Source organism: Anseongella ginsenosidimutans (assembly GCF_008033235.1).
In the GTDB taxonomy this organism is placed as follows: Bacteria; Bacteroidota; Bacteroidia; order Sphingobacteriales; family Sphingobacteriaceae; genus Anseongella; species Anseongella ginsenosidimutans.
Map to the genome: position 1 here is coordinate 439,897 of NZ_CP042432.1, position 15,279 is coordinate 455,175.

Annotated in this window: 9 protein-coding genes; all 9 read right to left on the reverse strand. The window is 53.7% G+C overall.

Annotation, left to right across the window (positions count from 1 at the left end):
• The 9 genes from FRZ59_RS01950 to FRZ59_RS01990 all read right to left on the reverse strand — a co-directional run bounded on the left by FRZ59_RS01950 (window position 1) and on the right by FRZ59_RS01990 (window position 15,275).
• Window positions 1–3,459, reverse strand: coding sequence for a PVC-type heme-binding CxxCH protein (locus tag FRZ59_RS01950; protein ID WP_132127546.1), 3,459 nt, complete (start codon window positions 3,457–3,459; stop codon window positions 1–3).
• A gap of 161 nt (window positions 3,460–3,620) precedes the next feature.
• The gene (locus FRZ59_RS01955; protein WP_132127545.1) at window positions 3,621–5,465 is read right to left on the reverse strand and encodes a glycoside hydrolase family 2 protein; all 1,845 of its coding nucleotides are present in this window, start codon (window positions 5,463–5,465) and stop codon (window positions 3,621–3,623) included.
• A gap of 20 nt (window positions 5,466–5,485) precedes the next feature.
• The gene (locus FRZ59_RS01960; protein ID WP_132127544.1) at window positions 5,486–6,541 is read right to left on the reverse strand and encodes a glycoside hydrolase family 43 protein; all 1,056 of its coding nucleotides are present in this window, start codon (window positions 6,539–6,541) and stop codon (window positions 5,486–5,488) included.
• A gap of 6 nt (window positions 6,542–6,547) precedes the next feature.
• Window positions 6,548–8,152 carry a family 43 glycosylhydrolase gene (locus FRZ59_RS01965; RefSeq protein ID WP_132127543.1) on the reverse strand — a complete coding sequence of 535 codons (1,605 nt, stop codon included), beginning with the start codon at window positions 8,150–8,152 and terminating at the stop codon, window positions 6,548–6,550.
• 138 nt (window positions 8,153–8,290) lie between these two features.
• Complete coding sequence (locus FRZ59_RS01970) at window positions 8,291–9,154, reverse strand: sugar phosphate isomerase/epimerase family protein (protein ID WP_207910189.1); 864 nt, start codon at window positions 9,152–9,154, stop codon at window positions 8,291–8,293.
• On the reverse strand, window positions 9,147–10,262 hold the full coding sequence (locus tag FRZ59_RS01975) for a Gfo/Idh/MocA family protein (RefSeq protein WP_132127542.1): 1,116 nt from the start codon (window positions 10,260–10,262) through the stop codon (window positions 9,147–9,149). The genes FRZ59_RS01970 and FRZ59_RS01975 overlap by 8 nt, the downstream gene beginning before the upstream one ends.
• A 93-nt stretch (window positions 10,263–10,355) precedes the next feature.
• Window positions 10,356–11,060, reverse strand: coding sequence for a ThuA domain-containing protein (locus FRZ59_RS01980; protein ID WP_132127541.1), 705 nt, complete (start codon window positions 11,058–11,060; stop codon window positions 10,356–10,358).
• A gap of 1 nt (window position 11,061) precedes the next feature.
• Window positions 11,062–14,565 carry a PVC-type heme-binding CxxCH protein gene (locus FRZ59_RS01985; protein ID WP_132127540.1) on the reverse strand — a complete coding sequence of 1,168 codons (3,504 nt, stop codon included), beginning with the start codon at window positions 14,563–14,565 and terminating at the stop codon, window positions 11,062–11,064.
• 35 nt (window positions 14,566–14,600) lie between these two features.
• Window positions 14,601–15,275: a DUF3823 domain-containing protein gene (locus FRZ59_RS01990; RefSeq protein WP_132127539.1), complete on the reverse strand. Its 675-nt coding sequence runs from the start codon at window positions 15,273–15,275 to the stop codon at window positions 14,601–14,603.
• Between the last annotated feature and the right edge of the window lie 4 nt (window positions 15,276–15,279).

A 15,279-nucleotide genomic window follows, 5' to 3' on the forward strand; every position in this document is an offset into this window, starting at 1 on the left:
CTATTCCACGGTAATAACTCCGTTCATCAAGCGCCAGTGCCCCGGAAAAGTACAAACGAATGGGTATTCTCCGGGCACTTCGGGCACCTTGAAAACCAGTTCATACGTCTCCCGGGGATTTACCAGGGGCGTTGTGAATAGGATTTCCGGCATCTGAGGAATATAATCCCGGCTGGCTCCCTGCGGATCCAGGGCCAGCTTGTCGGCGGCAGCCCCTACTTTTTCAAGAGAGCCGGGCTCCAGGATGAGCAGGTTATGCTGCATATGATCGGGATTCGTGAATACGATCTTCACGGTAGAACCTGCCCTAAGGGTAAGTTTCGTTTTGTCGTATTTCATTTCGTTCACGATCGTACTCAGGTTAATTACCTGGTCTGCTTCTTCGGTGCTAACTGCCGCTGTTCCGGCCTGAAGGAATACAAGCTGGCCATTCTCTATATAGCCTCCAAAGTTAAAATCATCTCCATAATCACCGGCATAGCCGTCTTCTTCCCGGTCATATCCGACGGAAAGTGAGTTTTCGGGCTGGCTTTCCAGCAAACCTGCCGCGTTTCCGCTTGCTACGGGTTTGCCGTCCAGGAAAAGGCTCATGGCGCCGTCTTTCGTTAAACTGGCCGTCAGCCGGAACTTGCCCGGCAGATCAGCTGAAGTCGCGATTATTTCGCTGCTGCCGTTCCTGTTTACCTGGAAATTCAGCCGCCCTTCTTTCATGTACAAAGCATAGCCGTTTTCGGCGTTACCATGGGCCAGGATCACGCCCTGTCTTTCATCCTCTTCCTGGTTCTGGGTGATATCCGCGGTAATACGAATTTCGCGGCCGGCTATATCCGGGAGATCGCGGGAACGGATCGTTGTCCACTTGTTGAAAGGAAATACCTTCATACGATCGCCTGCCGCAATACGGTCTGTCAGAGATGCTTCGGCGGCGGGGCCGGCCGCTGCCGCCCCCGTACTTTCATAGGCTTCCATAAAGCCCTGCCGGTTTACTTTAGCAGCAATAAGCAGCGCATGGGACACCCATTTATCTTTTGCGTTCTCAGGCAGGTTTGCCGCCTCATACAAGGCTTTTCCCAACTGGGCGGAGGGAGGCATTTCGGCAAGCGCCAAAAGTACCGCCAGCCGTACGCGCATATCGGGATCCTTCAGCAGGCCGGAAGCCAGCAGCGACTCCCTGATATCCTCGTTTCTCGGAAGCACCTGAACGGCCGCTTTCCGGACCCCTGCAGCAGGATGTTTCAGGGCCTGTAGCGCCGCGTCCAATGCTTCCTGGCTGGCACCGTCCATAAGGCCCAGGCCGTGCAGCGTCCAGAGCGCGTGCATGGCTCCGGCGTTAATTCCTGCTTTATCTACGTTCCGGTTGCTTACCAGGTCGTAAAGGTCGCCGGCAATTTCTTTGTTCCCGGTTTCCACCAGCAGGCGCTGCGCTGTGAGCCGCCAGAACATATTGTCATGCCGGAGCGCCCGTACCAGTTTCCCAGGTTCCTCCCTGCTTAGTTCAAGGGGATCATAATCAGGGGCGTTCTCATAAGAAATACGGTAAATACGCCCGCGGGTATATTCGCGGAGAGAATCAATGTACGCGTTCCCCTTGCCATTTTCAAAACCTTCCGGGGTAGGATTATGCTGAATGATAAAGTTGTACCAATCAAGTACCCACAGGGCGCCGTCGGGGCCAACTTCGGCATGCACAGGACCGAACCATTCATCGGCGCTGGCCGTAAAGTTCCATCCGTCTTTCTCGTCAAAGCCAGAGCCGTTCTGTTCCAGCACGGCCTGATGGATGACCCTTCCGGTAGGCTCGCAGACAAAGGCAATGCGGTTCCAGTATTCCTCCGGGAAGGCGCGGGCCGTATAAAGATTATGCCCGGCGGCGGCGGTAAATCCCCCGTGTACGTCAACCTGACGAAGGTTCTTGGTTACCACATGCATGGCATAGTGCCCGTCTATCTTTTCGATTCCTTTTTCCGCCAGCCCGGCCAGCTCATAAAGGCGGTCGGGAATGGCAAAGTGGTCGCTGTGTTCATTGTTCGCCGTGGAAAGAAAAACGTCGAATTCTTCCGAAAAACCAAGCCCCCAGGTATTATTGGTAGTTGGCGCCATAAACTCAAACTCCTTCCCGTCCGGGCTGAAGCGATACAATCCCGAACCGAAGCGCATATTCTTTCCGCCCAGGCTTCCTTCAAATCCTGAATAGCCAACGGTTCCCCAGACATTGTTGTCCATCCCGTACTTCAGGTTAGAGGGCCCGGCATGGGTATCAAAGGTCCCCCAGCCGTCAAACAGCACTTCCCGGACATCCGCCTTGTCATCTCCGTCCGTATCTTTCAGGAATAGGAAGTGAGGGGCCTGGGATACGATAAGCCCGCCGTTTGCAAAGACCATGCTGGTAGGGATATTGAGTTTATCGGCAAAGACGGTGAACTTATCGGCGCGCCCGTCCCCGTCGGTGTCCTCGCATATTTTGATACGGTCGTCACCCGATCCGGGTGTATCAATAACTGTATTGGGATAATCTTCCGTTTCGATCACCCACAGGCGGCCACGTTCATCCCAGGCCATGGCAATCGGGTTAATGATATCCGGTTCGGCGGCAAATAGCTCCAGCTCAAAACCTGCCGGCACCTGGATCTGGCTCATCGATTCTTCAGGGCTCAGGGGATGCTGGTATTGCGGCGGCGGATCTCTTTTCTCGTAATTCGGCATTCTGCCCGGTTCATAAACGGGCTCTGCAAGGGTAAACTGTTCCAGCCGTGCTTTTGCTTCATCTCCAACCGCCCAGAGGATACCGCTCCGGACAAGCTGCAGGAAGCCCGGATTATTGAACGTTCTCGCGTCATGGCCGAAGGCAGTATAAAATACCCGTCCTTTTCCGTAATCCCTTACCCAGGTATAAGGCTCCCGGTGATCGCCTTCCACCCGTTCCATCAGCACCGTGATCTTATCGCTCAGCTTATCGTGTACATAGGTTTCATCCCATTCGGTAGTAAAGGCTTCCACACCGTTCATGGACGGATGATCCGGTTTTACAATTTCCGCGGAAAAAGAACCTCCTTCGTGGCTTTTAAACTGCCCGCCTATCAGGTCCACCACTTCCGGGGAATTCCTGAAACACCAGGAAGCGCTGTGCAACGGAATAAAGCCTTTCCCGGATCTCACGAAGTCAAGCAATCCCTGCTCCTGAGCTTTGGTAATGCTGTCATGATTGGCATAAAGGATCAGCCCGTCATAAAGACCCAGGTCATCGCGGGTCAGATCATCCGGATCAGTGGTATACGTAATATTGATCCCTTCCTTAAAGTATTCGCGGGACAATATTTCCGCGAGCTGCTGCGAATTGTGATGCTCGCTTTCATGGCCCAGGAACAGGATCTCGAGTCGCCGCGGAGCATTGTCGTTTTTCCCGGCACATCCGGAAAACAATAAAAAAGGAATGGTTAAAAGGAGGAATAACTTTCTCATTTCTCGCATGGAATTAGTTCAGATCATCAGTTTAGTGTCAAGTTAACACCGCACTGAAACCAAATATGAGAAAAATTCCTCCTTGATTATTGCATAATTATTTCCATTGCTGAGCTTAATTTATCATCAATTATTGCCTAAGCGTCAGATTCAGGATAAAATTATTGCACTTTGACTTTATACAAAGGTTGGTGCAAGCTTTTCAACCGGGCCGGATCCAGCTTGATCACTTTCCGGTCGTAGGTCATCAGGCCGTTCACCTCAACTTCCACATCCGTGGTTTGCGTGTAAACGGCGGCCGATAAACCCCCGGCGATAAGGTCTTGCATCTTCTGCATGTATTCTGCGTAGCGGTCCAATAAGGCTTCCTTGTTGTCAAAGCTGCGGTAGCCCCAGTTGTCCTTTTGCTGCCAGGTATGCCCTTCGAGCGGAAGGCCCAGCCCGCCGAACTCGCCCAGGACGATGATCTGCTCGCTTCCGAAAAGATCGGGACGCGGCATTACCGGCTCCGGGTAGTTATGTAAGTCGATGATATGGCCTACGGGGTGAAAATTTCCGCCGCTGGCGCTGTTCACCAGCCTGGTAGGATCGTATTCCATGGTCCAGCGGGTGATCTCTTCCGTTTTGAACTGTCCCCAGGCCTCGTTGAAAGGCACCCATACCACAATAGAAGGAAAGTTATAGTTGGCATCCATGATCGCTTTCCACTCGGTTCTGAAAATAGCCTCGGATTCGGCCGTCCGATCCTTTTCGGTACCCACGCCGGTTACCCCGGGGCGCGGGTTCCATTGGTTGCCCAGATCGCCGCTGGGCATGTCCTGCCATACCAGCATTCCCAGCTGATCGCAATGATAATACCATCGGGCCGGCTCCACCTTCACATGTTTCCGGATCATGTTAAAGCCCATTTCCTTTGTTTTCTCTATGTCGAAGACGAGCGCTTCATCAGTAGGGGCGGTATAAAGCCCGTCCGGCCACCATCCCTGGTCCAGGGGGCCGTACTGGAACAGGAATTCTCCGTTCAGCAGCATACGCTGAATACCGGCCGCATCCTTTTCCATCGTGATCTTCCGCAGGGCGAAATAACTGTCAACCGCATCCACCACCTTGTTTTTGTGCAGCAGTTCAATCTTCAGATCATACAAGTAAGGATTGGAAGGGCTCCATAGCGCGGGATCATCCAGTTTAATGGTCGCTTCCGAGCCCGCTGGAATGGTTTCTTCGGCAATTTTATTCCCTTTATCATAAACGCTGACCCGCAGCTGGCCGGCTTCGCCGTTTTCCAGTTCCGCGGCCACGTGGATGCTGCTGTTATCCACATCGGGAGTATTCCTGATAGCAGCGATATGGGTTTCAGGAACGCCTTCCAGCCATACCGTTTGCCAGATACCGGTTACCGGCGTATACCAGATGCCTTCGGGGTCCTTTACCTGCTTACCGCGCGGCTGAGGGCCGTCATTGGTAGGATCCCAAACTTTTACTAACAGTTCCTGCTCGCCCCGGCCATCCAGGAGTTCGGTAATATCAAAGCTGAACGGATCGTAACCGCCTTTGTGTTCGCCCGCTTTTTTCCCGTTCACAAATACTTCCGCCTGCCAGTCAACGGCGCCGAAATGCAGCAGTACTTGCTGCTTTCGCATGGAGCGTGGCACGGTAAAGCTGGTCCGGTACCAGAGATCGTTGTCCTTCCCTACCCGTTTCGCCACACCGGATAAAGCCGATTCCACGGCGAAGGGAACCAGGATCTTACCATCGTATTCAGCGGGCGCTTCGGCTCCTGAAGCCTTGATGGCATAATCCCATAGTCCGTTCAGGTTTGCCCAGTTTTCCCGGACCATTTGCGGACGGGGATATTCCGGCAGGGGAGCCGCCGGATCTACGTCCGCCGCCCATTCCGTAGTGATCTTATCACCGGCAATCTTCCATTGTGCATCCTGTGCCTGCAGGGCGCCGGCTGACTGGCAGACAAGCGCCGAAACGGCTAACGTGTAAAAACGCTTTCTCATGTTCCTTCTTAATTTAAAAATTATTTTGTCGGCATCTGTTTTTTCATCATTCCTTCCGTGTTGCCAGGCGCATTTTGGCGGCTGGTTTCCGCCGCGCCGAGAAGCGGGGTTTGCCTTGGCGGAAGCATTCGCAGAACCGGGTAAGGCACTCCTTCCTGCTTCACAAACTCGCAGCGGTTAATATAAACTTTTCGCGGGTGTATCTTTTTTCTGCTGTTGTGAGCGTGATAAACATAATTCAGCCTGCCTTCCTTATCCTTGAAAAAGGCGCCGTGCCCCACGCCCCTAAGGGTGTCCGGCGACTGCAGGATGGGATTTCCGGCGAATTTCTTCCAGGGGCCCATAGCATTTCCGGCCACGGCAAAGCCTACGCCGTATTCCTGGCTGGTGTAACCGTTCCCCGAATAGAACAGGTAATACTTATCTGCGTGCTTCATCACATAGGGGCCTTCATTCACACTCCCTTCCTTCTTTTCCCATGCCTGCTCCGGCCGGACACATTCCTTCATGGTTCCCGTTTTCATGCTGAGCAGGTCTTCGTTCAGTTCGGCTACCCAGACTGACAAGCCATCGTTAAAATTGACAAAATAAATATAGGGCGTACCGTCCTCATCAAAGAAAAGATGATTGTCAATAGCTTTCGTCTCCAGCATGGGCTCCTGCTTTTCCTGTACAAAGGGGCCCAGGGGGCTGTCGCTTACGGCCACATTAATATGCTCATCCGCACTGAAGTACATGTAAAAGCGACCGTTAAGCGCGTATACTTCCGGCGCCCAGAACCAGCGGTCGCCCCATACGTCCTCTTTGTGGAGGGCCAGGCCGTTGCGAAGGCCTGCCGGGCCTTTCCAGTGCTGCAGGTCATCGGAGGTGTATACTTCAATACCGTCATCCGCGGAGGTGCCGTACATATAATAGGTACCTTCATGCAGCAGGATATAAGGATCGCCGAACAGCATGTTCCGCTGGCCGGCAGTGTCCGGCGCAGAAGCGGTTAAACCTGTGTTTGCCGCAGCGGGATACGAAAAACCGGCCGTAAGCAGCAGGAATGCGATGATTGCATGGTTCCGCTTCGTCATAGAGCGCTATTCATTTACGAGTTCAAATTTTTTAAAGTTCAGGGTTTGAGAGGGGTTTCCCTTCGCTACCAGCCCCAACCGGAATCCCATTCCCCAGGGGACAAACGGAGCAGCGTCTATCCCGGTTGCCAGGCTTTCCCATGCTCCGTCCTTTTCGATGGAAAAGCTTAACAGATGGCCTTCCGCAACTTCCATCCTGAGCGGAATGTTCGAAAGATCTTCCGGAAGGGGGGCCCCGGCAATAAGGCTCGTTTCGCCCTGCGTGGTTTTCCAGACCTTTACTCCGTCTTTGCCTGCGGAAATGCCAATGGCTGCCAGCGGCGCTCCAAAGCCGTTATTATCGGCGCCCACGAGGGCAAGCCCTCCTTCCGCCCCGGTTCCGGCAGCGGTCAGGTCAAGCGTGGCGGTTGCCTGGTAATCGAGTGTTTTGGTTAGCTGGACCAGCACCGTTCCAAGCTGTTGATTTTCTTCCGAAGCGCCAAGCTTCAATCCTTCCGGCCCGGTTTCATAGCTGATATCCTGGGTAACGCGCCATTGCCAGATTGGCTGCAGGCTGGCGCCGCTGAAATCATCGGTAAAATCAAGCGACCCTGTTTCCCTGCTGAATACCGCGTCATTCGCCACCACGGGCCAGCCGTCTTCGGTCCAGCTGATCTTTTCAAGCACGCCCTGGCGGCCTACGTATACATCGCTCTTAGTGCTGTAGGCATGGTAAAGGTAATAAAGGTCGCCGTCCTTTTCCACCACCGTGCCGTGGCCCGGGCAGCGGAAACTTTCATTGTCTTTAAGAATGGGGTTCTTTTCATATTTTTCCCAGGGGCCCAGCAGGTTTTTGGCGCGCGCCACCCCTGCTTTGTAATTACACTCCTTGTTACAGCAGGCGCCTGCGGAATAGGTGGCGTAGAAATAATCATCTTTGCGGAAAATAGCCACACCTTCTACTAGCTGGCCTTCCCAGGGTTTATCATTGCGAAATAATTCTTTTGGCTCGCCCAAAAGTTCGGTACGGCTTTCATTGATCTCCTGGGCCCAGATGGGCGTAGGCTGATCGCGGCTGTTTCCGTCTTCCTTCCAGAGCAGGTACAGCTTCCCGTTCTCGTCCCGGGCCTCAAAGGCATCGATAGACCCCAGTTCCTGGGCAACCAGGGGCCCGTGATCAAGGTAAGGGCCTTCGGGGCTGTCAGCGCTGGCCACGGCGCAGCTTAAGCGCCCGGTTTCTTTGTCGCGGGCCGTGTAGTAGATATAGACTTTCCCCTGTTCTTCGTCATAAGCCAGCTCGGGAGCCCAGAAATTATTCCTGGCCCAATCCGGCGCGCCTTCCGGGAAGACATAGGTTACCAGCTCCCAGTTTACCAGGTCAGTTGATTTAAAAATAGGAAATAAGGGCGACCACTCGTTGGAAGTGGCCGAAGCCCAATAGGTATCGCCGATCTTTACCACCGTAGGGTCGGGCCGGTCGCCGGCAAGCACCGGGTTGACAATTCCCTGTGCCTGTTCGTCCTGCGCCAGTCCGGACCGGGATTTTTCTTCCTTGTTCCCGCCGCCGGGGCTGCATGAATAAATGCCGCAGGCCGCTAAAGCGGCCAGCAGAAGTAGTCGGGTATTTTTCATTCCATTTATTTTTTCCGCGTTTATTTCTTTATCCGGAACGTCCCGGAGCCGCTTGCCGAAAAACGGCCTGCCGCGCCGTTAGCGCCTATTGTACGCTGTGGAAAGCCCTCCAGGACAGCAGGCGCTGGTTAAACCTTCTCAGCTGAATAATTCCTTATAAAAGGCCAGGCCCTCGCGGGCAAGTTCGTCGGGGCTGCCCGCAAGCGGCCGCCAGATACAGGCCGCCCGGGCGAGTTCCTTTGAAGGCGCGCCGAAGGTTTCAATAACCACAGCGCCCTCATACCCGATCTCATCCAGCGCTTCCTTTATGCCAGGCCAGTCAAGGTGCCCGGTTCCCGGTGTGCCGCGGTCGCTCTCATTTCCCTGGATATGGCAAAGCAGGTCTTTACCCACTTTCCGAATAGCAGCCGGGATATTCTTCTCCTCGATATTACAATGAAATGTATCAAGTGCAATTTTAACAAAAGGATCGGAAACTTCCTTTACGATGGATAACGCCTGGTCCGTAGTATTTACCATATCGCTCTCGAAACGGTTCAGCGGCTCCAGGCCAATAACCACCCCGCAGTCCGCCGCCACGCTGGCAGCCTTGCGAAGGTTTTCCACGCACCAGTCCCGCTCGCGCTTTTTTTGTTCTTCCGGAACCGGCCTTGTCTTGCCCACCGCGGAATAGACGGGCCCGCAGAAAACAGGACTTTCCATCTTTTCGGCGATGCGGACGCAATCGGTTATATAACTGAGGCCCTGTTCGCGAATACGGGGATCTTCGCTGGAGATATCCCTTTCGGCGCCGAATGCCCCGCTGATGGTCACTTTCAGGCCGGTTTCCCGCATAAGTTCCCTGAGCTTTTCCCAATTGATCAGTTCCTGCTGTTCCACGGCTACCTCCAGGATATCAAAACCCATGTCTTTGACCTTGTAAGCCAGGTCAAAGGCAGCCGTATCAAAAGGAGACACCCAAACAAAGGTGCTTACGCCGAACTGTATGCTGCGTTTATTCAAAATCAGGTATGCTTATTCTCTTACCATTATTCATTGCCGACTCATGCGCGCAGATCCCGGCGCAGGTATAATTCGCCGCAAGATCCGCGTCCACGGCTGAATTCCGGTTTTCCACGATGGCCGCCACGAATTCCTGGACCAGGTGGGGATGTGAACCTCCGTGACCGGCGCCCTGCAGGAAAGACACATGGTTAGGATCATCGATCTTTTCCCTTTTGGTGAAGTTCGCGATCTCGTTTATCAGCAGCTGATCGGTATCCGGCACGGCTATTCGCCTGGCGTTCTCGCCTCCGTCAAATATCACATGGTCTTCATCTTGCAGCTGCTCCCATTCGAAGGACATTTTAGTACCGTAAACATCGTAGCTTTCGCGGTACTGCCTGACCACGTCAAACAGGGAGCGGGTAGCTTCAGCGATAACGTCCGAATTCTTCAGGGTGAAGGTGGCTGTTTCCACAGCAAAGGGAGATCCGTACCTGCTGGCCAGGTCTTCGCTCAGCCTGCCTGATCCGTGGCAAACTACTGTTTCCGCCTTTGTATTATTAATACGCAGCAGGGGAGAAATAGCGTGCGTACCGTTGTGCATGGGCGGGAAGCCTTTCCAGTACTCCGCCCAGCCTTCCATGCTCATATCCTGTATATGGGATCCCCTTACAAACTGGATACGCCCGAGCTGCCCGCTGTTGGCCAGTTCCAGCCCGTACAGGAATTCACGGGTGTACAGGGCGGTTTCCATCATCATATATACTTTCCCGGTCCTTCTTTTTGCCTCCACGATGGCCCGGCAGTCTTCCACGCTTGTAGCCATGGGAATGGTGCAAGCCGTATGCTTGTTCGCATTGAGCGAAGCCAGCGTCATCTGGGCATGCTCAGGAACGGGGGTCACAATATGGATGGCATCCACGTCTTCCCTTCCCGGCACGTCCTCGAAATTGGTAAAGCAAAGGTTGCGGTCCAGGTTAAATTTCGTGACGAGTTCGTCAATCGTCTTCTCATTGCGGGTGCAAATGCCAACCGCCTTAATATTGGGATGTTGCTGGTAAATAGGGATAAATTCCTTGCCAAAACCCATTCCTACAATTACCACAGTGATTTTCTTCTGATCCATGCTATTTTCTTGTTTTTATACTGAAATTTCAAAATTAATTTCTGCCGGCGTGCCAGCGGCCAGCGCAGGCATGCCGAAAACCGGATGCTCCGTTTATTTACCGGCCGCCCAGGTCACCGCATTTCGCAGGATCGTCTGGTAAGCGGGCAGATCATGCGATTTGCTGTCATGGCCAAGGGTAAAGCCAACGATCCTTGCATCCGGATTAGGCGTCACCCAAAGCACCGGAAAAATGTCTTCGGAACCCTCCGCCTTCCCGGTAGCCAGCACGTCCATGCCAGGCCCTTCCGCATCCGTCTTTATATAGTAAAGCTCGTCTTCAAGCGAGAATTTCTCCGGCACATTCTCTGTAACAGGATGGCCGGCAGTCACGCTTACCTCGAATGGCCCATAGGGATTATGGCCGCGGGACCCGCCTCCTACCAGTTGTTTATTGTATTCGGGCCAGTCTTCCCAGTTGTACCAGGTGGCCGCATGCGCCAATACCAATCCTTTTCCGGATCCTACAAAATCAAAGATCGCTTTGCGAAGGGCGGGATCTTCCATCGGCTGATTATTGGTCAGCAGCAGCACGTCAATCCCGGGCAGGTAAGAAAGGATGGAATCCACCTGGTCGGTATAGGTTACCTCGGCAAGGCCTTCTTTTTCCAGCGTAGCCACGTCTGCCCCGCGGTACCAGCGGTCAAAATCATGCGAGGCCCCGCCGCCAACAATAAGCGTCCGGATAGGTTCATCAGGCTGGCTGCAGGCGGAAAATGCGCCCAATGCCATTAAAAAGAAAAACAATTTTATTCTCATATTATTCAACTTTCATTATTCCGTTCATGCCGCGCCAGTGTCCCGGGAACGTGCATACAAAGGGGTAATCACCGGGTTTTTCCGGCGCTGTAAACTCTAAAGTAGCCATTTCGCCGGGATTTAGCAGGTCCGTGGCATACATTACTTCCGGTATTTCCGGAACATATTGTTTCTTCGTATCCTTAGGGTTCCGGGCCAGGTCATCGGCTGCCGCGCCCACTTTTTCAAGCGTGCCGGGCTTTATGATCAGCATATTGTGCTGCATGGCATCATTGTTCTCAAATTCAATGATCACCCGCTGCCCTGCCTTTACCGTAAACGCCTTCTTGTTGTACTGCATCAGGTCCGGAACAACGCCCATGCTGATAATAACGGCTTCGCCGCCGGCTGCTGCCGCTTCTTTATCACCGGCTTTAGCGGCGCCGGCCGTAAATTTCAGGGAAAGATCCTGCAGGCCGCCCGAAAAATCAAAGGCGCCTTCGTAATCTGCTATCCCCGCACTTTCATCCGGTTCACGCCCTGTGCGAACAGGGTTCTGTAAGTCCGAAGTAAACAGGGAAGGCGCTTTCCCGGAAGCCACTTCCCGGCCGTTTACCAGGATGCTCATTGCGCCCCCTTCATCCAGCCGTGCTACCAATTCAAAGCGGTCCGGCAGGGAACGGGAAGAAGTTGCTGTATAGGCTTTTCCGTCCTGGTTCACCACCAGGCTAAGCTTTCCATCGCTGACGAACAAGCCATAGCCGTCCGTTTTATTACCCTGAGCCAGGATCAGTCCCTCCAGCGGCTTATTATCCCGGCGGCTCACGGTAGCGCTGACCGAAATCGCTTTCCCCGCAACATGCGGCGGGTGGCGCAGCACGTCCCTTCCGTTCAGCCGGTATTCTTCATTGGACAGGGACGAGGCGATCCGCCGGGAGAGGCTTGCCTCCGAACCTGCGGCCTGGCCTCCGGCGCTCCCGCCGGAAGAAGCTGAAAGGAATCCGTCCTGGTGCGCGGCGGCGGCAGCCAGCATTGCGCTTGGGAGCCATTTATCGTTCGCGTTTATTGTGTCCTGCGTGGCCTGGTATATTTCCCGGCCGAGTTCTTCCGAAGCAGGGAGTGCGGCAATAGCCAGGAAGGCCGAAACCCTTGTGTTGAGGTCGGGATCATTCAGGATCCCGCTTTCAAGCACAGCTTTGGCGGTTTCCGCATTTTTTGGCAGTACTTCCACCGCCGCTTTCCGCACCCCGGCAGCCGGATGAGACAATGCCTTCACCGCCACCTGCAGAGCGGCTCCGCCGGGCTGTTCAAAAGCGCCGAGGCCGTGAAGTGTCCATAAGGCATGTACCGCCGGGCTGTTCAAGCCTATTTCGTCAACGTCCTGGCTGGCTACCAGGCTGAATAAATCTTCCTGCACCGCTGAAAGGTCCGCGGACCCTACCAGCAAGCGCTGGGCAGTCATTCGCCAGAACATATTGTCATTCTTCAGCGCATTCACCAGTCCGGCAGGATCATCCACGGATAATTCGGGATAAGAAGGTTTATCCGCTTCCTTGTAGACCACGCGATATATACGTCCGTGATTAATATCCCGAAGAGGGCTTTCAAAGGCGTTTCCCTGCCCGTGCGGCTGCTCGGTAAAGGGCAATACCAGTTCAGAAGGCGCCTGCGCCGGAACAAATACATTATGCTGAATAATAAAGTTATACCAGTCGGCCACCCAAACAGCGCCGTCCGGGCCAACCTGGGCCTGCACCGGTCCAAACCATTCGTCCGAGCCCGCCATCAGGTTCCAGCCGTCTTTTTCGGTAAAGCCCGAGCCGTCCGGCTCAATAATGGCGCTATGTACCAGCCTTACCGTGGGCTCCGATACAAAGGCGATCCGGTTCCAGTATTCCTTCGGATAGTTCCTGGCTGTATAAAAATGATGGCCCGCCGCTGCGGTAAAACCTCCTACCACATCCACCTGCCGCAGGTTCGGGGTCAGGGCGTGGACATCATAATGGCCGTCGATCTTTTGCACGGCCTGCACCTGCCTTCCGCCGGGCAGCTCCCTTGCCATGTATTTTTGAGGCATGGAGTACCAGGCGCTGTGCGTGTTATTCGCTGTAGAAATAAATACGTTGTTCTCTTCGGTAAAGCCCAGGCCCCAGGTATTATTACTGGTAGAAGCCAGGTATTCGAAATCGCTGCCATCGGGATTGAAGCGGTAAACCCCCTGCCCGAAGCTCATATGCCTGCCGTCCACAGTACCGTTAAAGCCCGAAAAGCCCAGTACGCCCCATACCTTGTTATCAAAGCCGTATACCAGGTTGGAGGGCCCTGCATGGGTATCATTCTTACCCCAGCCGGTAATGATATTCTCGCGCACATCCGCCTTATCATCCCCGTCCGTATCTTTCATAAAAACGAAATGCGGCGCCTGGGATACAATAATGCCGCCGCCGGCAAATACAATGCTGGTTGGAATATTCAGGCTGTCGGCAAATACGGTGAATTTATCAGCTTTGCCGTCGCCGTCGGTATCTTCGCAGATCTTGATCCGGTCATTGGCTTCCCCGTCCGTTTCAAGGAAGGTATTCGGGTAATCTACTGACTCCACGATCCACAGCCGTCCCCGCTCGTCCCAGGACATGGCAATGGGATTCGTTATATCGGGTTCCGCAGCAAACAGTTCCACCTTGAAATCTACCGGCACCTGCACCAGCTTCATGGATTCTTCCGGCGTCAGCGCCTTCTGCATTTCAGGCACCAGGTAGCGCCTGGTAAAATCAGACATGGTATCCAGGTCATAAATGGACACCTCCGGGATGTTCAGTGCAGTAATTTGTTCCTGCACCTGGCCGCCCAGCGCCCAAAGCACGCCGTTGGTCACCAGGTCCAGGAACCCGTCATTGGTCCAGGTACTGTCATTATGGCCATAGGCGGTGTAAAATATCCGGCCTTTCCCCTGTTCCCTGACCCAGGTATAAGGCTCGCGGTGATCTCCTTCCACCCTTTCAGTCAGCACCGTCATATCCGGGTTCAACCGCTGATGCACATAGGTTTCGTCCCAGGTGGTAAACTCCGGGATTCCCTGCATGACCGCATGCGCGGTATCCACGATCGTTGCCTTGAACCGGCCGGTCTCATGAGAGGCAAACTGTCCTCCGATAGCTTCTATATACCAGTCCGAATTCTTAAAGCAGCCGGTGGCACAATGAAGCGGGATCAGGCCCTTTCCTCCTTCCACGAAATTCTTCAGCGCGCTTTCCTGGGAAGACGAGATACTGTCATGGTTCGCGTAGATGATCAGCCCGTCATACTTAGCCAGGTTTTCCTCGTTGAGGTCATCCAGGCTGGTGGTATAGGTCATGTTGATCCCATCCTGGAACAACCTGACGGCGAGCCAGGGCGCATACTTATCAGAATGATGGTGTTCACTCTTATGCCCAAGAAAAAGAACTTCCGCCCTGCGGGGCGAATTGTCGGTGCAGCTGCTGAAGAACAAGCAACATAGAAGAAAAATACAGGATATCCCTTTCATCAATATGCGGTATATTTATTTTATGATCATTTTGCCTAACGCAGGCGTACAACTTGTGAATAAATGGCCTGGTCAGCACCTACGGTACGAAGGCCAACACGGGCGAACAAGGGCTTTCCGGCTTTGAATCCCTCGTTTTCGGAAAGATCCACGGATATTTCCATTGCGCTCCCCACCGTAACGTCTCTCAGATCTTCCCGGGCGCTGTAGGTGATATCGTCTACAAACGAGGTATTGCTTAGCAGTACCATGGCGTATTCAATCGTTGCATTTTCAACTACCTCGTTCACGGTAAAGGTGGCATTCAGGCTCTCTCCGTCCAGGGAAAGGGACACATCAGAAAGCGTGAAATAAGGCGTAACTTCCAGCGCTACCTCCGTACTTCCGCTCACGTTTACTACCGTTGTATCGCGGTCATTGACCCAGGGCCCGTTATTATCCCGGGTAACCAGTTTATACTGGCCGTCAAACAAGGTCGCTTCAAACGAACCATCCTGAGCCACATAGACTGGTATGGGTGCGCGCAGCTCGTATCCGTCCTGGTACAACTGCAACTGCACGGCTTCGCCCGTGCCGCGAAGGCCTAAAGGTTCCCCGTTATACGTGATCTGTCCCAATAATTTAGACTTAGGTTCAGCATAATTGTCAAGTCCGCAGCCGCCTGCAACCAGCAGAGACAGCCCCAGCGTCGCTAATATAAATCGTTTCATCGTA